Below are 22,234 nucleotides of genomic sequence, written 5' to 3'. Positions count from 1 at the left end.
ATTAATTATAAATTATGTAATTTTTATTTTAAAAAGTTCTTGACCATATTCAACTATTTCATTATGCTCAACATAAATCTCTTTTAAAATACCATCAATTTTTGATTTTATAGTTTTTTTTATATTCCCCATCTCAATGTAACCTAAAGTTTGCCCTTTTTTAATTTGTGAGTCAATAACAATTTCTTTTTCAGGTTCAATATAAACACCAACAAATTCTGATTTTATAATTAAATTTTCCTTTTTTTCAGGATTATTTATAGAATTATCTTTATTTGATTTATTGGATTTAAATTTAAAATTTTCATTTTCTAAAATTAAATTATCACTGTTTGAATCGAGTGAAATTTCAATTTCTTGATCCTGATTTTCTATTGTCAAATGGTCTATTTTGTATACTTTCATCATTTGAATTAAATTTTCAATTTCAGTTTTATCCATAAAAACCTTCCTGATTTACAAATATAAATTATAAAATACTATTGTGGATTTTGCAATTTTAAAATAAAATCTTATTAAATAAAATCTTATTAATTAAATTAATTAAAATGTAAATTATAAAATTAAACCATTAAAATAAATTTTGTAATATTAAGTTAAGCTTTTTTTACTCTTTCAACATAGCTGTCTGTTCTGGTATCAACTTTAATAATATCTCCATTATTTATAAATAAAGGTACATTTATTTTTAATCCAGTTTCTAAGATAGCTGGTTTTGTCCCTCCAGAAACAGTATCCCCTTTTAATCCAGGTTGAGTTTCAGTTACTTTTAGTTCAACAAACATAGGGGGATAAATAAAAAGTGGAGTTTCATCAAGAAATTCAATATCAACATGCATCCCTTCAATAAGATATTTGCTTTGTTCAGAAAGTGTTTCAGCATCAATTTGGTATTGCTCAAATGTTTCTGGATCCATAAAATGATAATATTCTCCATCACTATATAAATATTCAGCCTTTTTTCTTGTTAATTGTACTTCTTCAACTCTATCTTCAGGATTAAATGTAAAATCGAAAATTGAACCTTTTTTTAAGTTTTTTAATTTAACTTTTACAATTGCACCACCTTTTCCTGGTTTATGATGTCTGTAATCAGTAACAAGGTGAAGTTCACCTCTAAAATTAATAACAGTTCCTTTTCTTAAATCATTTGCTAAGATCATTAACTCTCCTTTTTTTTATTTTTTTTTGCAAATAATTTTAAAATCATATAAAGTTAGACGATTCAAAAGTGCTATATATCATAATAGAAGTTTCAATACCACCTTTTGAATAGTATTTGATATAGAGTTTAACATTTATTATCTTTTTTTCATCATCAATTTCTACTTTTAAAATTTTTATTAAATCTCCTTTTTCAACACCAAGTTGAAAATTAAATTGTTTTTCATAAATTTCAGTAATTTTGTAAGTTTTATCAATCTTTTTAACATTAATACCAAGTAATGGAATATATAGATTATTTTTATCTTCTATGTTAACCAGAGTTTTTAGAGGATAATTGGGTCTTGGCATAATAGGAAGAAAATATGATTTATCATCTATAATAATATTTTCAATAGATCCATATGGGATTAAAGAAACATATTTTTGAATTTCATTTATATCGTTAATATTTTGCAAATTTCCTATTCTTTTTATTTTTTTATTTAAAATATTTAAAAAGTGTAAATTTGATTTAGGATATACATACCTGCAGGTTAAAGATTCATCAACATAAATACCCAGCCATCCTCTTTTAAATTCAGTTAAATTTCTTGAAAGAAAAGCTATCTGGTTAAAGATTGAAATTGGAAGTATAAAATTTATATTTTGAAATTGTGGAAGACCAGCAAAAGCAATTCCTACAAGGTTAAATTTTGAATCTAAAACAGGTCCACCAGAATTTCCTGGATTGATTGCTACATCAGTTTGAAAAACTTCTGTTAATTCAAGTAGTTTTCTTTTAGTATTAGAAATAATTCCTTTAGTAAAAGTTTTATCAAGACCTGCAGGACTACCACAGGCAATTACAGTATCTCCAATTGAAAGATTTGTATTTAATTTTATGTATTTAAAATTTTTGTTAAAGTAATCCACTTGTAGTATTGCAATATCATATTTCTCATCTTTAAATAGAATATGAGCATTATATTTGTTATTGTTTAATTCAATGTATAATTTACTATATTCTTTTTTGTTTGATTTAATAACATGATTATTTGTAACAACTAGAGAATTATCAATAAAAAAACCTGTACCAAGATTAATATCTGGATAATAAGCTCCATTTTTTATAGATAATCCTTTATCATTATAAACAGTTACCAGCAATTTTTCAATATCACTGTAGTTTTGAACAAATTTAATATTACTAAAATTTGTTTGAGTTATTAGTTTTATATTTGATTTTAATGAGTTATATATATCTTGTAAATATGTTTTTATAAAGTTTATATATGAATTATAAATATAGTAATTTTTTTCATTTTTTAAAATATCAAGGATCAAATTTTTCATTTCATCCTTTTTATTAATTCCAAAATACTGTAAATTTTTTATTTCTCTATATACAAAATATAAATTTTTCTCTTTTAATTCTTTATCAAGGTTTTTTAAAATTAGATTAACCAATAACTCTTTATTATAACTATTTTTTTGTCCAGGTTGGAAATAATAAAACAAAGCTGTTGATTCCTCATTATTTTTGATCGCATCTAAAAATAGTTTATTGTTATAATCATATTCAGTTATCACTTTTGATTGGGAAGTTGAGCAACTAAATAAAAAGAACGGGAAAAAAACTAACAAAAGAATAATTGCTATTTTTATAATCTTAGAAAAAATATTTTTTTCAGTAATTTTTTTCATGTTTTTTCCATAATTTAAAAAATCTTTATTTTATATTTATAAATAAATTTTTATTACAAACAATTTTTTATTTTATTTTAAATGATTTTTATAATAAATAGTTTCTTATTATAAATAATTTTATAAAATATAATTTATATCATTAATAAAATCTGGATGCTATCACTTTATTCTAGAAGCTTTTTAAATTTATATTCTAAATTTTTTTATAGTCAACTTTTAAAGAGGTTGATCCAGATAAAACAGAACTATATAAAATTATTAAAAATTTTTCCAAATATTATTAGTTGTTATTATTGGTTAAAAGTTTATCTTGACATTATAGGTATTATTAGTATGTTTTTTTTTGAGAATTAACTCAGGAGGAAATATGGGCTTGGTTGTTGAAACTGAAAAAATTAGAAACATAGCTATTGCCGGTCATACTGGTTGTGGAAAAACAATGTTATTTGAGTCAATTTTATTTGATACAAAAACTATTACCCAAAAAGGTTCAATTGACAAAGGGACAACTGTTTCAGATTATACTGAAGAAGAAAAATCTAGAAAAATTTCTTTAAAAACAGCAATTGCATCAATTAAGTATAATGAATTCAAATTAAATTTAATGGATGTTCCAGGGTCAGCAGATTTTAATGGAGAAGTAAGGGCTGCTTTTAGAGTTAGTGACGGTGTTATTTTTGTTATTGATGGTGAATCTGGCGTTCAAATAGAAACCATTAAACAGTGGAATTTAGCTGATAAATACAATTTGCCTAGATTGGTTTTTATCAATAAACTTGATAAACCAAATGCTGATTTTTTTAAGGTTGTTGAAGATTTAAAAAATAATTTTAAAAAACCTGTAGTTCCAGTAGAATTACCAATTATAGAAAATAAAGAAATCGTTGGTGTAGTTGATATTCTTGAGAAAAAGGCATTTGTTTTAAAAAATGGAAAATTAGAAGAAACTAATATACCTGACTCAATGAAAGAAGAAGTTGAGCAATATTATGAGGGATTGATGGAAGCTGTTGCTGAAGCTTCTGATGATTTAATTGAAAAATATTTAGGTGGAGAACCTTTAACTAAGGAAGAGATGCTTTCAGCGTTTAAAAGAACTGTTTCTGAATCAAAATTTATCCCAATTATTTGTGGTTCAGTTGAAAAAAATATTGGAGTTATTTCATTACTAAGAATTTCAACTGAAGGTTTCCCATCTCCACTATGGAGAGAAAACTGTAAAGGAAAAAATCCTAAAACCAATGAAGAAATAGAAAGAAATATCTCAAAAGATGAACCATTTTCTGGTTTATGTTTTAAAACAATTATAGACCCTTTTTTAGGTAGGTTGTCATTTATTAAAATTATTTCTGGTACTTTGAATAAAGATGAAGAAATTTTAATAGTAAATAAAGATGCAAAAATCAAGACTAATAAATTTTTATCACCTATTGGTAACAAATTTAATGATATTGAAAAAGGCATTACAGGTGATATTTTAGTTATTCAAAAAGTTGATGAAATATCGACATCAGATACTCTTTCAGATAAAAACAGTCCAATAATCTTCCCTCCTTTAGATTTACCACAAGCTGTTTATTCTGTAGCAATAAGTACTGATGATAAAAAGCATGAAGAAAAATTAATTTCTACTTTACAAAGATTTTCAGAAGAAGATCCTACTTTATCAATTAAATTCAATCCTGAAACAAAACAAAATGTAGTTTCAGGAATGGGAGAACTTCATCTGGATGTTTATTTTTCAATTATTAAAAAACAGATGAAAATTGATTTTAATACAGAAATTCCAAAAATTAATTATAAAGAAACTATTAAAAAACAGGTTGAAGCAAGATATAGACATAAAAAACAATCTGGAGGCCATGGCCAGTTTGGAGAAGTTGCAATTAGAGTAATTCCTGCTAAACGTGGTGAAGGATTTAAATTTATAAATAAAATTGTTGGTGGTGTCATTCCAAAACAATTTATCCCTGGTGTTGAAAAAGGATTAATTGAAGGGATGGAAGAAGGAGTACTTGCAAAATATCCTGTTGTAGATATTAATGTTGAACTATTTGATGGTTCATACCATCCTGTTGATTCATCAGAAATGTCATTTAAAATAGCTGCAAGGCAGGCATTAAAAAATGCTTTACAGAATGGCGATCCAGTTATTTTAGAACCAATTATGAAATTAAGAGTTTATGCACCTGATAAGTATACTGGTGATATTATTTCTGATTTAAATTCAAAAAGAGGTAGAGTACAGGGGATGGAACCTTTACCAGGTCAAAATACATTAATAAAAGCAGAAGTTCCTCATTCTGAATTATTAAGATATGCAATCGATTTAAAATCTTTAACTCAAGGTACAGGTTCATTTGAAGTTGAGTTTGACCATTATACTCCTGTAACTGGAAAATTAGCAGAACAAGTTATTGAAGCAAGAAAAAGAGATTTAGAATCTGAAGAATAGTATATAAATAAATTTTATAAAAAAATTAAATGGGACAAACAATTTGTTTTGTCCCATTTTTTATTTTTAGGCTAAAAATATACAAATTCATTAATTTCAAGCAAATAGATTTTAAAAATTCTGAATATGCTATAAAAAAAATAAGTTAAAAGAAAAAGAGTTTTAAAAAAAAGTATCAAAGAATAAGTCTAATGCTGAATTTGAGATTGTTATTTAAAAAAGTTGTTTGAAAATTATGAAATATTTAAAAAATTTGAAAAATTAAGTAAAATTTATTAAATTAATAAAGTAATATTTAAATTGTTTTATATACAATACTGTTTTTAGAAAAAGATAATAATACTAAGAGAAAAATAATATTAGAAGTATAAAATTAAATATATAAAAATTTTAATAATAAAAATTGTAATATTTGATATAAATAATAAAGTGAATAATGATTAAATTTTAATAAAAACCAGATTATATAAAATCAATAAAAAGAGAAAGTTTTTTAAAATAAAATTTAAAAAATAATTATTTTAAATTATTATATAAAAAAATATTATAAATTAAAAGTGATAAAATTAAAAAAAGTTGAGAGGAAAAACATGGAAAATTCAAAAATAATACAATGTCCTAAATGTAAAACAAAACTTAAAGTTCCCTATATCCCTGGTAAAAAACTAAAAGTAAGATGCACAAAGTGTGGATATGAATTTGAAACTGTTTTTAATTTACCCAGAAAGAAAAATTTTATTGATGATACTATTTTTTATTTGAAAGATCTCTGGGGATATATTAAAAGGTTTTTTCAAGATATTAAATACAAATATGAAAGATATAAACATGATCCTATTTATAGGGAAGAGCTTGAAAGAAAAGGAACAATAACATTGATAATTTTAGGAGCTTTATTTTTAATAGATATAATCCTTGGAATATTAATAAGATAAAAAGACCTTATCAGAAATGAATGACCATTATAAATAATCAATATAAATAATCATATAAGCAATTTATTAATATTGTAATTTAATGATAAGAGATATATGAAATCATATATAATAATGAAAAAGAAAAAAAGAAAATGTAGATTTTGTTAAATATTTTTATTGATTTTTATAGGAAAATATTTTTAGGAATAAATTTTTGAAAATCTCTTTGATATTAATCCAGCCACCATTTACTCAACTAAATTCCCCATATCCTGCTATTTATTATTTAAAATCATTTTCTAATAAGAAGTTTAAAAAAAGTTTAAATAAAGATAGATTTAGAAATAGTTTTGATTTTAATGTAAAAACTTTTGATTTAGGAATTGAATTATTTCATAAAATTTTTTCAAAAAATGGTCTTTCTATTATATTTGAAAAAATAGAAGAGATTATAAATTTTCAAGAACAAAATCAATTTTGTTATAACCAAACCAATAAAATTTATGATAAACAAAATTTTAAAAAAAATAATAATAAATACAATTTTGTGGAAAGTGATATAAAAAATATTAAAAATTATATTCTATCTAAAGATTTTTATATTAATAACATTGACAAAATAAAAAATTTTCTGGGTGATAAAAATTTAGAATTTTATCATTATCTAATGAATACAAATTATTTCCCTTTTTCTATTAATGGAAATAAGATTTTAAATAAATTGGGTTCATTTATTAGTTTCGATGAAGCTAAATTATATGCAACAATTTTACTTGAAGATCTTGTAAAGCTTATTAATTTAACTTTAGATCCAAATTTTGAATTAATTAAATATAGTGAAAGGAAAGGAGTATCATCCTACTATTTTAAAGAGATAGAAGAAGGTGTAAATAATTCTTTTATACTTGAACTTTTTTATAAGGATTTAATTGAAAATAAAGTATTTTCATATATTAAAGATATTATTGTTGAGAACGAGTCCAGTACTATAAAAGATAAAATCAATTTTATTATTGGTATAACATTCCCTTTCCCTGGTAATGTAGTTTCAGGTTTTTTTACAGCAAAGGTTATAAAAAACCTTTTCAATAAGTATTGTGATAAATACTCTATCTATTTTGTTGCTGGTGGTGGTTATATTAATACTGAACTAAGATATGTAAAAAATATTAAAGTTTTTGATTACTTTGATTTTTTCGTTTTTGATTCTGGTTTTACATCACTTGAGCAAATTATAGAATCTATTATAAATGGTGCAGTAAAGAAAAAAAAATCTCAAGATTCATACAAAATTTTAATTGAAACTAATTCTTTATATAAAACTCTTGTAAAATCAAATAACAAAATTCAAAGCAATAATTTTGATGATTATGATAATCAAAAACAAAAAGAAATATATAAAATTATTTATGATAAAGATAAACATGTGAAATTATCAGGAAAAGAAAAAGAATATATTAAAGATACTATCCCTGATTATTCAAATATAGATTTTTCAAGATATCTAACTTTACTTGAATCATTTAATAAGATGTACAGGTTATGGTCTGATTCAAAATTTTTTAAATATTATCTTGCTTATGGTTGTTACTGGCATAGGTGTAGTTTTTGTGATATTTCACTTGACTATATCAAAAACTATCAAATCATAAATCTAAAAAAGTTATTTAAAAATTTAGTAGAAAATTCAAAAAGTTCAGATATTAGGATGATTCATTTTGTTGATGAGGCATTACCATTAAACCATCTTTTAAAATTTGGATTTTTGAATTTTATTTTAGATACAAATTATCTTTTCTGGGGTAATATTAGATTTGAAAGACAATTTAATTTTGATGTTGTAAAACTTTTATCATATTTTGGGTTTATTGGTGCAACAGCAGGTATTGAAATTCCTGTTGGTAGAGCATTAAAAAGTATTAACAAAGGGATTTCTATTGATGACATAATAAAAATTGCATATTTTTTTAAATCAAACAACATTGCTATCCATTCATATTTAATATATGGATATTATACTGAAACAGATCAGGATATTATTGATTCAATGGAATTTATAAGACAAATGTTTGAAAACAATCTTCTTGATTCTGGATTCTGGCATAGATTTGTTTTAACAAGGCATAGTAATATATATAATAGAATCAAAAAGGAAATTAATTTCAAAAAACTTAGTTTAAAGAAAGATTCTGAATTTGAAGAAATAAAAGTGATTGAAAATGATTGGGATTTTGCTTCAAATGACCTTAAATTTAAAGATGAAGAAAAATTTATAAAATTTGATAAAGGGTTAACTTTATCGATTAATAGCTGGATAGAAGGAAAAGGGATAGAAAAAAAATTACAAAAGTGGTTTGACTTTAAAATACCATCACCAACTTTAGATAAAAACTTTGTAAAAATCAAACTTTTAACTTATTTAGATTCATCAGACAAAATTGATTTTAATATCAATAAAAATAAAAATGTTGTATGGATTGGTTCTGATTTTTTAATCAAAATCAAAGAAAATAAAAAGAAAATTTTTAACAAAGAAAATAAAAATATTGATCATAATTTAGATTATATGAAAAATGTAACTATAAGCTGGGTTTTTCAAAATGAAACACATAAATTTACAACTTCGTTCAAATGGGCTATACTTATTAAAGAGTTTTTAGAAAAAAATAGCATAAATAGATTAAAAGAAAAATATAAACAAAATTTAATTAAGAATAGCAAAAAAAATTCAATTGAAGAATGTGTTGATCTATTTATTAGAGATTTTAATTCTAACAATTTATTTTCAAAATTTTCTGATTTTAAAATGATTTTTGAAAATAAAACAGGTTTCCCTTTTGATATGTTTATAAATAGTAAAAATTTTGCTAAGTTAAAAAGTTATGGATTACTTTTGTTTTAGGGTATTTTAGTATTTTTAAAAGAATAAAAATAATTGTATATTTTATTTAATTAATTACATTAATTTTTTAAGATATTTTAGTTATTTAATCTATTTTAATAATGTATTTTAATAATGTAAAATTCTGGAAGTAAATTATAGTGAGTTTACCTGATACTTTTAAATTAACTTGACAATTATGAAATTATTTATATTTTTTTCAATATAGAATTAGTAACAGGTGTAATATATAGTTTGGAAAATTTTGAAGATTCTCTTTTTATTGATCCTTTAATTTTACCTTTAGTTTGTGGTGTCAATGATTATAATATTAGAAGGATTGAAGAAAAACTACAAGTTTCAATCTTTATACAAAATGAAAAAATATTAATATCTGGTGATGTGGATAATATTGTTAAAACAAAAAAGATATTATACAATTTAATTGATATTGCTAAAAATAAAAAAAATATAAAAAATGATGATATTAATCTTTTAATAGAGCAAGCAAAAGACAATTCAATCCTTGATTCAAAAGAAAAAAGATCAAATTCTCTCCTGATACGAAAGATTGGTACAAAAATTGAACCTAAAACAGAAAACCAGATTAAATATTTTAATGCTTTAAAGAATAATGACCTTGTAATATCTTATGGCCCTGCTGGAACTGGGAAAACCTATTTAGCAGTTGGATATGCAATATCTGAGCTTTTATCAGGAAATTATAAGAAGTTAATTTTAACAAGACCTGTTGTAGAAGCAGGTGAGAGACTTGGATTTCTACCAGGTGATTTTTTACAGAAAATAAATCCTTATTTAAAACCTCTTTATGATGCAATTTTTGATATTGCAGGATTAAAAACATATGAATTTTTAAAAGCAAAAGAGATTCTGGAAATTATTCCACTTGCATATATGCGAGGAAGAACATTAAATAATGCTATTATTATTTTAGATGAAGCTCAAAATGCTACTATTTCACAAATTAAAATGTTTTTAACCAGATTTGGATTTCAATCTAAAGTTATTATAACTGGAGATATTACTCAGGTTGATTTACCTGTTAAATTTGATAGTGGATTAAAAGTTATTATAGATATTTTAAAGGATATTGAAGAGATTGCACTAATTCGATTTACTAAAAAAGATGTCGTTAGACATCCTTTAATAAAAAAAATAATCAAGGCATTTGAAAAATATGAATCAAACAATTAACAAAATTATAAACTTTATTAAAAAATCTTCTTTTATTTTTTTCTTTTCAATTATAGTGTTTTTTTTAATGTATTTTTATTATAGTGTAAAAACAAACACTACTAAAAAATATAATTATAAAGTAGGTGATATTGCTAAAGAAGACATTGTTGTTAAAGAGGATATTTCATATATTGATGAAGAGGAAACAAATAAGAGAAAAAACGAACTTTTAAGTTCAATTACACCCGTATACCTTTTATATGAATCAAAGTTTGATGAAGCATATACTAGGTTCGATTCTTTGTTCAATTATCTTGAACAAAAAAACTTCAAAATTACTGAAAACGAAAAAGGGATTGAAGAAAAATTACAACTTAAAAATGTTGATGAAAAAACTTTAAAAGTATTAAAAGAAATTTTTAAACAAAAAGATTATAAAGAGAGATTTTTTAATGCACTAAAAAAACTTTATGAATCAGGTATAACTTTTTCTAATAAAAATGAGTTACAAGCCAGTAATACTCAAAAAATAACAATTTATTGGTATAGAAAAAATGAAGTAATTACTAAAACTTCTTCAATTAATGATATTATTACCAAGGATACTATTTATAAAAAAGTTTACAATGATTTTTATAGTTATTTCCCATTTTTAAAAAGGAGTTCTATCCAGACTATTACAAATTTTGTAATTGCTAATATTTCTGAAAATTTGTTTTTTGACCCTTCTAATACAAAAAAAATAGTTGATGAAACATTGAGTAATTTTAAACCAGTTAAAAATATATTAAAAAAAGGTAAAATTATTGTAAGGCATGGAGAAGAGATTCTACCTAAAGATATTAAAAAAATTGAAATTATAAATGAACACACTTCTAACATTAATTATGTATATATTTTAGGAGTATTTTTAATTTATATATTATTTTTTACTCTGTACTATTTTATCTTGAACAACTATTATTCAAAGATTACAAAAAATATAAGGCATACACTATATCTTATTTTTAACTATTTACTAATTTTTATTTATTTTGGAATATTAACAATATTTCAATCTGTCAAATTTCCAGTTTTCCTTTTAATTCCAATTGGGTTATCACATTTTTTTATTGAAATAGTTTATGATGAAAAAACTTCATTTATTCTATTTTTATCTATAAGTTTTTTATTATTTATTCTTTCTAATTTTAACTGGATCTACCTTGTATATCCTAACATGCTTAATCTTTTATTATCCATTAAGATTAATAAGTTTGAAAAGATTAAACTTAAAAACAAGATTCTGTATAAATCATCATTAATTTTTATTTATAATTTAATTTTTGTATTAATTCTTTATATTTTAGGAAATTTTAAAAATTTAAAAATATCTACATTAATTTTATTATCATTCAGCAATGCCTTATTAACATCTATATTATTTTTTGGACTAAATCCTATTCTTGAGATACTATTCAATTTTGCAACTGTTTATAAACTTATCGATTTATGTGATTTAAATAATCCAATATTTTCTGAATTTATGGTAAAGGCACCAGGTTCTTATCACCATTCAATTATTGTTGCTAATCTTTCAGAAAAAGCTGCTTTAGCTTGTAATGCAAATCCATATCTTGCAAAAGCTGGAGCTTTATATCATGATATTGGAAAAATGAAACATGCCAGATATTTTATTGAAAATCAAAATCTTATCTCTGATAAAAGGGATAAACTTAATCCTTCTATGGCTGTTTCAATCATTAAGAATCATGTAAAACAGGGTATTGAAATTGCTAAAAAACTTAAATTACCAGAAGAAATTATAAAAATTATTGAAGAACATCATGGCAAAACTGTAATAACATATTTTTATCAAAAAGCATTAGAAAATAGTTATGGTTCAAATATATCTAAAGAGGATTTTGTTTATGATTATTCAAAACCTACTTCTAAAGAATCAGCAATTGTAATGCTTGCAGATTCAATAGAAGCAATAAGTCGTGTGTTAGAAACTTATAATTATAATCACATTGAAAAAGTTATAAAAGATTTAATTAATAAACGATTTCTAGATGGACAACTTGATGATGCTCCATTAACTTTATCAGATCTTAAAAAGATAGAAAAAAGCTTTATTGAAAATGTTTCAGCCATGCTTCATCAAAGAATTGATTATCCAGATGAAAAAGAGATAAGAATACTTGAAAAACAGGTAAAAAAAGGTAAATTGAAAAATAATGGGAATTATCAAAATGGATAAGAAATTGCAATTTAGTTTTGAAAATGAAGAGATTAAAAATTTTGTTAACAAATATATACCTGATTTTAATAATTTAATGGAAAAACTTGAAAAATTTGCAAATCACGAAAAGAAAGTTTTTTCAATATATTTTGTTAGTGACGAAACAATAAAAAAGTTAAATAATGAATATAGAAAAAAGAATGAAGTTACTGATGTGCTCTCTTTTGAACTTAATGATGATAAAGAAGATCTATATATAGGAGAAATAATTTTTGCTCCTGACTATTTTTATAAAAAAGCACAAGATCTAAATGAGAATGTTAGCCAATATTTTTTATATATGATATTGCATTCATATCTTCATTTGAATGGTTGGGATCATGATAATGAAGAAAAATATATTAAATTTGAAAATAAAACAGAAGAATTATTAAGGAGGATAAACAATTTATGAAATTTTTTCAAACCTTTTTTAAGAAAAAGGAAAATACAAATGATGATGATCAAATTCCTGATCTGTTGAAAGATTTACCAGAAGAAGAACTGAAAATGATTAAAGGGGTAATTGGACTTTCAGATACCCAGGTACATGAAATTTTAAAACCAAGGATTGATGTTGTAACAGTAGACATTGAAGATCCTTTAGAAGAAATTATAGAGAAAATTGTAAAGTGTGGACATTCAAGAATTCCTGTATATGAGGAAAATATTGATAATATTGTTGGTGTATTATATGCTAAAGATTTGTTATCATATTTTTTTGATAAGAATAAAGATATTAATATAAAAAAAATTTTAAGAGAACCATTTTTTGTTCCTGAAACCAAAAGTATTTTAGAACTTTTAAAAGAATTTAGAGAAAAAAAAGTACATATAGCTTTAGTTGTTGATGAATATGGTGGATTTTCAGGTATTGTTTGTCTTGAAGACATACTTGAAGAGATTGTTGGTGAAATAAGAGATGAGTATGATCATGAAAAAGAGATGGTAATTAAGATTGATGACAATACCTTTAGAATTTATGCTAAAATTACCATTTCCGATTTAAATGAGAAAATTAACATAGAATTACCAGAAGATGTATCTGATTCACTAAGTGGTTTTATTATGGAAATTCTTGGTAGAATTCCAAAAGAGGGAGAAGTTATCAAATTTAAAAATTATGAGTTTAAAGTAGATAAAATGTCATCTTATAAAATTGATCAAATTGTATTAAAAATTTTACCTGAAGAAGAAAAAGACAAAGATGATTCAGAAGATTAATAAAATATAAAAAACTATTATTTCTTTATTTTTCATTTTAAATTTAGTTGAATTTACAATTTTTAAAAAACATATTTTTAATAAACAGGTTAACCCTATTAATGAAAAAAATAAAAGGTATTGTAATAGGATATTCCTATTTTGGTGCAAACCATAAGAATTTCAAAATTTTGATTGATAATGGTGTATTTTCCAACTATTTTATATATAAAACAACAAAGATAATTGATAACTCTTATGAAAAAATTGAACCTTATAATATTGTCGAATTTTTTATAAATAAATCCAAAATAGTATCAAATGTTAATATTTTAAAAAGTTTTGATAATATTAATAAGGATTATAAAAAGTTTTTCTTAATTTCAATATTTTCTGAGTTATTATATTTTTCAAAAGTTGATTATAATACTAAAAGATTATTTAATATATTTTATAGTTTTTTGAATATTTTGAATAAGCCCAGGAATATTTCTTATGAAAACTACCTTGTTTTTATTTTCTCTTATGTAGCTGTAAATAGTGGTTATTTTAATCTGGAAGGAATATGTAAAAAGTGCGGTAAAAAACTTGATAAAGTAATTTATTTTTCATTAAATGATTTTCTGGAAAAATGTGTTGAACACAAAATTCCATATTCATTTAAAATCAGTATAAATTATTTTAATTATTATAATCTACTTTTAAAAGAAATAGACAAAAAATTGATTATTCCAAATTTGACTTATGATGATGCTATACAAATGATAAAATTTTTTAAGAATTTCTATAATATTTTATTTGAAGGGAAAAAAATTAAATCCTTTAAATTTATAAATAATATATTGAAAAATCAGGACATATGAATTGCATGGAGTAAAAAATGAAATCTACTAAAGATGAAAATAATAAAGTTGAGAACAATAAAATAAAAAATAATAGAATAATAAGTGATGCAATAAAAAATAACAAAAGAATTAGTGATAAAATTGAAAATTATAAAATAACAGATGTTAAAATAGAAGATAATAAAACTGAAAATAATAAAAAAAAGGATAATGAAATCATAAATGAAAAAGATAAAAATCATGTTATTGAAAATAACAAATTTAATAAATATAAAACAATTTTTATTAAAGGTGCAAGGGAACATAATTTAAAAAATGTTGATGTTAAAATCCCTAGAGATAGTTTCACTGTAATAACAGGTGTTTCAGGGTCAGGAAAATCTTCTTTAGCATTTGATACACTTTATGCTGAAGGGCAGAGGAGGTATATTGAGTCATTATCCTCTTATGCAAGACAATTTCTTGGGTTAATGAAAAAGCCAGATGTAGATTACATTGAAGGGTTATCTCCTGCAATATCAATTGAACAAAAAAAATTAAATAGAAACCCAAGGTCAACAGTAGGAACAATAACTGAGATATATGATTATTTAAGATTATTGTATACACATATCGGGGAAGTTTATTGTTATAATTGTGGTAGAAAAATTGAAAGTCAAACAATTGATCAGATAGTTGACTCTATAATGGGATTTGAAGAAGGTACAAGATTAATTATCACTGCTCCTTTAGCTATAAATAAAAAAGGTTCATTTGTATCTACATTTAACAATTTAAAAAAGATGGGTTTTTACAGGGTAATGGTAGATTCTGAAATGAGAACCCTTGATGAAAAAATTGAACTTGATAAAAATAGAAAGCATACAATTTATGCTGTAATTGATAGAATAATATTAAAAAAAGATAAGAAGAAAAGAGTTTTTGAAGCTGTTGAACAGGCTTTATCATTGGGAAAAGAAAGGACAATAGTTTTAATTGAAAATAAAGAAAATGATTTAAATGTTGGTGATAATAATATAAATAAAAGTGCTAATGATGACATTAATAATAAAGAAAAAAATATAATAAATAATAAAGATACTAAAAATATAAATAAAATAGATAATAAAAATAACAATAATTACAATAAATATATAGAAAAAATTTATTCTACTAAATTTTCCTGTAACTATTGTGATATAAGTTATCCAGATATTATTCCTGCTTTGTTTTCTTTTAATTCTCCACAGGGAGCATGTCCTGAATGTCATGGACTTGGGTTTAAAATGGAATTTGATGAAGATAAAGTTTTAGATAAAAATTTATCAATAAAAAAAGGTGCTATTAAACCATATAATTATGAAGAGGGGAAATGGTATACAACAATTATAAAATCTGCTGCAAAAGAATTTGATATCCCTCTTGATAAGCCATTAAACAAAGTTGATCAAGAAAAAATTAATATTCTTCTCTATGGTTCTTATAAAAATATTAAAATCGATATTAAATCTGACAATTACAGTTATTATAGAGAAAAACCTTTTGAAGGTATTATCCCTAATTTAAAAAGAAGATACAATGAAACAAATTCAGAATATATAAGGGAAGAACTTTCTCAATATATGAGAGAGGATAAATGTTCTGTATGTAAAGGAAATAGATTAAACAAATATGCCTTATCAATTAAAATAAATGGATTAAATATTATTGAACTTACAAGATTAACAGTGGAAAAAATCTATAATTTCTTAATTGAAGTTGAAGAAAATTTGACTGAAAATCAGAGAATAATTGTTAAAGATATAATGAAAGAATTAAAAAATCGATTGAGTTTTTTAAAAAATGTTGGCCTTTCATACCTCACACTTGATAGGATGGCATATACATTATCTGGTGGTGAAGCTCAAAGAATAAATCTTGCAACACAAATTGGAAGTCAATTAGTGGGTGTTATGTATGTCCTTGATGAACCAACCATAGGATTGCATCAAAAAGATAATGAAAAGCTACTCTCAACTTTAAAAAATTTACAAAGTTTAGGAAATACTTTAATTGTTGTAGAACATGATAAACAAACAATTGAAACATCAGACTATATTGTTGATTTAGGGCCTCGTGCTGGTATTAATGGTGGAAAAGTTGTTTATCAAGGTGTAACAAAAGATTTTTTAAATTCTAACACTTTAACTGCTAAATATATGAGAATGGAAAAATATATCCCTTTGCCATCAAGTAGAAGGAAAGGTAATGGTGAATTTCTTGAATTAAAAGGTGCATTTTTACACAATTTAAAAAATATAGATGTTAAGATTCCCTTAGGTACATTAACTGTAGTAACTGGAGTTTCAGGTTCAGGAAAATCTACTTTAATTATTGATCTTTTGTATGATGCACTTCATGAATTAATTTATAACAATAAAGAACCAAAAGAAAAATATTATAAAAAAATTATTGGATATGAAAATATTGCAAAAGTATTGCATATTGACCAATCACCTATTGGTAGAACCCCAAGATCTAATCCTGCAACATATACTGGTGTTTTTACTCATATTAGAGACCTATTTGCTAATTTAAAAGATTCAAAAATCAGGGGATATAAACCTGGCAGGTTTTCTTTTAATGTTAAAGGGGGAAGATGTGAAAATTGTAAAGGTGCAGGGGTAATAAAAATTGAGATGCAATTTTTACCTGATGTTTTTGTAAAATGTGAAGTATGTGGAGGAAAGAGGTTTAATTCTCAAACTTTAGAAATTTATTATAAAGGGAAAAATATTTATGATATTTTAGAAATGTCAATAGATGAAGCATATGAATTTTTCAAAAACATTCCTTCAATTGAGAAAAACTTAAAATTTCTAAAAGATGTAGGTCTGGGATATATTAAACTTGGCCAACCTGCTACAACTTTATCAGGTGGTGAAGCACAAAGAATAAAATTAACAAGAGAGTTAAGTAAAAGATTGGGTGCAAATAATTTATATTTACTGGATGAACCTACAACTGGTTTACATTTTGATGATGTTGCAAAATTAATAAAAGTTTTACAAAGATTAGTTGATAAAGGTCATACAGTTGTTGTGATTGAACACAATATGGATATTATAAAATCAGCTGATTACATCGTTGACCTTGGCCCTGATGGAGGCGAAGGTGGTGGAGAAATAGTTTATCAAGGATATTTTGATAAGTTTCTAAAATGTAAAAAATCCTATACTGCACAATATCTTTTGAAAGAGCCTGATTTTAAAAGATAGAAAGATATCTGGGTATTGAGAATTTTAATTCATGAATTTTCTTAACTACAATATTAATTACCTTGACTTAGAAGATTGTAAAAGTTATAATATGGTCAATGAATAGGCAGAAAAAACAACAACTGAAATTTGCAGTATTTTTTGAAATTGCTGAAATATTAAATGTTAAACCAAAAGATTTAGGGGAGAATCAATAATGAAAAGTATCGAACAAAGAGTAGAACTTCATCATAAAATATGGCAAATTGCAAACGAAGTGCGAGGTTCTATTGATGGTTGGGATTTTAAGCAATATGTATTGGGTACAATTTTTTACCGTTTTATTAGCGAAAATTTTGCCACCTACATGGAAAGTGGTGATGATAGTATTAACTATGCTGAATTGCCTGATGATATAATTACTCCTGAAATTAAAAAAGATGCAATTAAAACAAAAGGTTATTTTATCTATCCCAGTCAATTGTTTTGCAATATTGCAAAAACTGCCAATACTAATGAAAGCCTAAACACCGATTTGGCTAAAATTTTTTCGGATATTGAAAATTCTGCTGTAGGATATCCTTCTGAAAATGACATAAAAGGACTTTTTGCTGATTTTGATACTACAAGTAACCGTTTGGGAAATACTGTGAAAGATAAAAACAAACGTCTTGCATCTGTTATTAAGGGTATAGAAGAAATTGACTTTGGCAGGTTTGAAGACAACCATATAGATCTTTTTGGTGATGCTTATGAATTCCTTATCTCTAATTATGCTGCAAATGCAGGTAAATCCGGTGGAGAATTTTTTACACCTCAATGTGTCTCCAAGCTTATTGCCAGGCTTGCAATACACAAGCAAAGTAGTATAAACAAAATATATGACCCTGCATGCGGTTCCGGTTCTTTGCTTTTGCAGGCTAAAAAGCAGTTTGATGAGCATATTATAGAAGAAGGATTCTTTGGGCAGGAAATAAACCATACAACTTACAACCTTGCTCGTATGAATATGTTTTTGCACAACATAAACTATGATAAATTTAAAATTGCTTTAGGTGATACACTTCTAAATCCGCAGTTTTTAGATGAAAAACCTTTTGATGCAATCGTTTCAAATCCTCCGTATTCAATAAAATGGATAGGAAAAGATGACCCTACATTAATTAATGATGACCGTTTTGCTCCTGCAGGTGTGTTACCTCCAAAATCAAAAGCAGATTTTGCCTTCATTCTTCATTCTTTGCACTATCTTTCACCAAAGGGTCGTGCTGTTATTGTTTCTTTTCCAGGTATTTTTTACCGTGGTGGTGCAGAGCAAAAAATAAGAAAATACCTGATTGATAACAATTTTATTGAAACAATTATTGCATTACCACCAAATCTATTTTACGGTACTTCCATTGCTGTTAATATCCTTGTGCTCTCCAAACATAAAACAGATACAAAAACACAGTTTATTGATGCAAGTGGTGAGGATTTTTATAAAAAGGTAACTAATAATAATATTCTTACAGATGAACATATTGAAAAAATAATAGAAATCTTCGATAAAAAAGAAGATATTAAGTATGTTGCAAAGATGATGGAATATGAAGATATTGTAAAAAATGATTACAACCTTTCTGTAAGCTCATATGTAGAGCCTGAAGATACCAGAGAAAAGATAGACATAAAAGTGCTAAACCGAGAAATAAAAGATACAGTTATCAGGATAGATAGATTAAGAAACGAAATAGATAAAATAGTAGAAGAGATTGAGGGAAGTTAGGAGTTAGGTTTGAATTTACTCAATGAAATAGAAAAAAATGCAAAATTTGAAATAAAAGAAGAACCAGGTTTTGTAAGTATAGTTTTTTATAGAAAAACCGATGAAAAAATGCCGAATAGTGCCGAAAAAACAGAAAATTTACTCCCACAAGAAAAGATTGTTTTTGATTTTGTTTTGGAAAATAAAAAAATAGATGTTGAAGAATCACAAAAGATATTGAGCGTAAAGGAAAGAAGAGCAAGAGAGATTTTAAGAAATATGGTTAAAAAAGGTATTTTGAAAAAAATTGGCAAGACAAAAGGGAGCTATTACATTTTTGCTAATAGGGATTAAAGTTTTAAAATTATGGATTATTTTAAAGGTTAAGGAAAAATGCAGAATATAGCAAATAGCGATTATAACACTTTGAAAGAACAGATTAAATCTGTTTTAATTGAAGGAAGAAACAAAGCTTTAACATCTGTAAATAGTACACTTTTACAAACCTATTGACTTGTTGGTAAATACATAGTTGAATTTGAACAAAAAGGCAATAAAAAAGCAGAATACGGAAAAGAGCTTTTGACAAGGCTTTCAAAAGACTTAATATTAGAGTTTGGAAAGGGATTTAGCAGGTCCAATTTATTTAACATGAGACTTTTTTATTTATCATTTCCAAAAATCCAGACACTGTTTGGAAAATTGAGCTGGAGTCATTATTTGGAAATTCTAAAGGCAACTGATGAGCTGGAAAGGAATTTTTATCTAAAACAGTGCGAAAAAGAAAATTGGAGTGTTAGGGAACTTAAGCGGCAGATGAAAAGTATGCTTTTTCATAGAATTGCACTAAGCAAAGATAAAAAAGGTGTTTTGAAGTTATCAAAAAACGGATTGGAAGTATCAAATCCGCAAGATATTCTAAAAGAGCCTTTTGTTTTTGAATTTCTCGGTATTAAGCAAGATTATAGATATCTGGAAAGTGAATTAGAACGTAGATTGATAGAAAATTTGGAAAAGTTTCTTTTAGAGCTTGGAAAAGGTTTTGCTTTTATTGGAAGACAATATAAAATCCAGATAGGAAGCCGACAATTTTTTGTGGATTTGGTTTTTTATCATAGGATTTTAAAATGTTTTGTTTTGATTGATTTGAAAAGGGGTGAGATTGAGCATAATGATATAGGACAGATGAACCTATATTTAAACTACTTTAAAAATGAAGAAAATGTCGAAGGTGATAATGAGCCTATAGGGATAGTTTTAGGTGCTTATAAAGATCAAATATTGGTAGAATATGCTACTCAAAATATATCCAATAAGCTATTTGTAAGTAAATATCAGCTCTATTTACCTGATAAAGAATTGCTTCAAAAGGAGTTAGAAAGGTTATTAAAGAATTAAAAAGGTTTTTCGAGATTTAGGGAGTTGATGAAAAATGAATAAATTTTTAGAAAAGTTACTTAATGGCGCAAAGGTTGAGTGGAAGAGATTGGGGGAAGTGGCTAAATATGAGCAACCAACAAAATATATTGTAAAGTCAACAAGTTATAATGAGAATTATAATATACCAGTATTAACTGCAGGTAAGACTTTTCTACTTGGCTATACCAATGAAACAGAAGGTATTTGTAAAGCTTCAGAAAATCCCGTTATCATTTTTGATGATTTTACCACAGCAAATAAATGGGTAGATTTTGACTTTAAAGTAAAATCGTCAGCTATGAAAATAATTACAGCAATAGATGAAAATATTTGTTTATTAAAGTATATCTATTATTGGTTAAATACTTTGCCAAATGAATTGATTGAAGTAGATCATAAAAGACAATGGATAAATAAGTATTCAAATAAAAAAATCCCTATTCCCCCTCTCCATGTTCAGAGGGAAATTGTCAGAATTCTTGACAAATTTACAGAGCTTACAAAAAAACTTACAACAGAGCTTACAACAGAGCTTACAAATCGCAAAAAACAATACGAATACTACTGCGATAAATTACTAACCCTAATTGAAAAAAATGAGAAATGGTATCTGGATGATGTTGAGATTGAGTGGAAAAAGCTGGGGGAAGTAGCAAATGTTCAAAGAGGAGCTTCGCCTAGACCAATTTCAAAATATATTACAAATAACGAAAATGGAATTCCTTGGATAAAAATAGGAGACACATTATCTAATTCAAAATATATTACTAAAACAGCACAAAAAATTACTCCTGAAGGTGCTAAAAAATCAAGAGTTTTAAAAAAAGGAGATTTTATTTTATCTAATTCGATGAGTTTTGGAAGACCTTATATTTTAAATATTGATGGAGCTATTCATGATGGGTGGGCATCAATTAATAATTTTGAATTTAAATTAAATCCAGACTATCTTTATTATTATCTTTCATCAAAAAAAGTGCAAAATTACTGGAAAAGCAAAATAAATAGCAGTTCTGTAAGTAATCTAAATGTTAATATTATTAAATCTCTTAAAATCCCCATTCCGCCACTTTCAAAGCAAAGAGAAATCGTTGAAATCCTTGATAAATTTGACATACTTACCAATTCCATAAGCGAAGGATTGCCTAAAGAGATAGAGCTCAGGAAAAAGCAATATGAATATTACAGGGATATGCTTTTGGATTTTCCAAAACCTGATGAGGAAGGAGAATAAAAAGC

Annotated in this window: 16 protein-coding genes; 13 read left to right on the top strand and 3 right to left on the bottom strand. The window is 24.8% G+C overall.

The window, feature by feature from the left end; all coding sequences use genetic code 11:
* Positions 1–12: 12 nt before the first annotated feature.
* From ACZ5EC_RS04685 to ACZ5EC_RS04675, 3 genes are all read right to left on the bottom strand, one after another.
* The gene (locus ACZ5EC_RS04685; RefSeq protein ID WP_464303798.1) at positions 13–441 is read right to left on the bottom strand and encodes a biotin/lipoyl-containing protein; all 429 of its coding nucleotides are present in this window, start codon (positions 439–441) and stop codon (positions 13–15) included.
* 155 nt (positions 442–596) lie between these two features.
* Positions 597–1,163, bottom strand: coding sequence for an elongation factor P (gene efp / locus ACZ5EC_RS04680; protein ID WP_464303797.1), 567 nt, complete (start codon positions 1,161–1,163; stop codon positions 597–599).
* 43 nt (positions 1,164–1,206) lie between these two features.
* On the bottom strand, positions 1,207–2,850 hold the full coding sequence (locus ACZ5EC_RS04675) for a S1C family serine protease (protein ID WP_464303796.1): 1,644 nt from the start codon (positions 2,848–2,850) through the stop codon (positions 1,207–1,209).
* A 370-nt stretch (positions 2,851–3,220) separates the two neighbouring features.
* Here ACZ5EC_RS04675 and fusA point away from each other — a divergent pair, with 370 nt between their 5' ends.
* From fusA to ACZ5EC_RS04610, 13 genes are all read left to right on the top strand, one after another.
* Entirely contained in the window at positions 3,221–5,308 is a 2,088-nt protein-coding gene (fusA, locus tag ACZ5EC_RS04670) for an elongation factor G (protein WP_464303795.1), read from the top strand.
* 590 nt (positions 5,309–5,898) lie between these two features.
* Complete coding sequence (locus ACZ5EC_RS04665; RefSeq protein WP_464303794.1) at positions 5,899–6,243, top strand: zinc-ribbon domain-containing protein; 345 nt, start codon at positions 5,899–5,901, stop codon at positions 6,241–6,243.
* A gap of 196 nt (positions 6,244–6,439) precedes the next feature.
* Complete coding sequence (locus ACZ5EC_RS04660; RefSeq protein WP_464303793.1) at positions 6,440–9,127, top strand: B12-binding domain-containing radical SAM protein; 2,688 nt, start codon at positions 6,440–6,442, stop codon at positions 9,125–9,127.
* Positions 9,128–9,361: 234 nt separating this feature from the next.
* On the top strand, positions 9,362–10,321 hold the full coding sequence (locus ACZ5EC_RS04655) for a PhoH family protein (protein WP_464303792.1): 960 nt from the start codon (positions 9,362–9,364) through the stop codon (positions 10,319–10,321).
* Complete coding sequence (locus ACZ5EC_RS04650) at positions 10,305–12,545, top strand: HD family phosphohydrolase (RefSeq protein ID WP_464303791.1); 2,241 nt, start codon at positions 10,305–10,307, stop codon at positions 12,543–12,545. Before ACZ5EC_RS04655 ends, ACZ5EC_RS04650 begins: the two co-directional genes overlap by 17 nt.
* Positions 12,538–12,981: an rRNA maturation RNase YbeY gene (ybeY, locus tag ACZ5EC_RS04645; protein WP_464303790.1), complete on the top strand. Its 444-nt coding sequence runs from the start codon at positions 12,538–12,540 to the stop codon at positions 12,979–12,981. The genes ACZ5EC_RS04650 and ybeY overlap by 8 nt, the downstream gene beginning before the upstream one ends.
* Positions 12,978–13,790 (top strand): hemolysin family protein, encoded by an 813-nt coding sequence (locus tag ACZ5EC_RS04640; RefSeq protein WP_464303789.1) that lies wholly within the window; start codon positions 12,978–12,980, stop codon positions 13,788–13,790. The genes ybeY and ACZ5EC_RS04640 overlap by 4 nt, the downstream gene beginning before the upstream one ends.
* 101 nt (positions 13,791–13,891) lie before the next feature.
* Entirely contained in the window at positions 13,892–14,632 is a 741-nt protein-coding gene (locus ACZ5EC_RS04635) for a hypothetical protein (RefSeq protein WP_464303788.1), read from the top strand.
* A gap of 17 nt (positions 14,633–14,649) precedes the next feature.
* On the top strand, positions 14,650–17,850 hold the full coding sequence (gene uvrA, locus ACZ5EC_RS04630; RefSeq protein ID WP_464303787.1) for an excinuclease ABC subunit UvrA: 3,201 nt from the start codon (positions 14,650–14,652) through the stop codon (positions 17,848–17,850).
* 196 nt (positions 17,851–18,046) lie between these two features.
* Positions 18,047–19,597 carry a type I restriction-modification system subunit M gene (locus ACZ5EC_RS04625; protein WP_464303786.1) on the top strand — a complete coding sequence of 517 codons (1,551 nt, stop codon included), beginning with the start codon at positions 18,047–18,049 and terminating at the stop codon, positions 19,595–19,597.
* 9 nt (positions 19,598–19,606) lie between these two features.
* Entirely contained in the window at positions 19,607–19,930 is a 324-nt protein-coding gene (locus ACZ5EC_RS04620; protein WP_464303785.1) for a hypothetical protein, read from the top strand.
* Between the two features lie 174 nt (positions 19,931–20,104).
* On the top strand, positions 20,105–20,974 hold the full coding sequence (locus ACZ5EC_RS04615; RefSeq protein WP_464304152.1) for a PDDEXK nuclease domain-containing protein: 870 nt from the start codon (positions 20,105–20,107) through the stop codon (positions 20,972–20,974).
* Positions 20,975–21,008: 34 nt separating this feature from the next.
* A complete protein-coding gene (locus tag ACZ5EC_RS04610) occupies positions 21,009–22,229 on the top strand; it encodes a restriction endonuclease subunit S (protein WP_464303784.1) in 1,221 nt (406 codons plus the stop codon).
* Positions 22,230–22,234 lie beyond the last annotated feature (5 nt).

The sequence above is a fragment of the Exilispira thermophila genome, from assembly GCF_055389015.1.
This window is presented reverse-complemented; position numbering and strand designations above follow the sequence as displayed.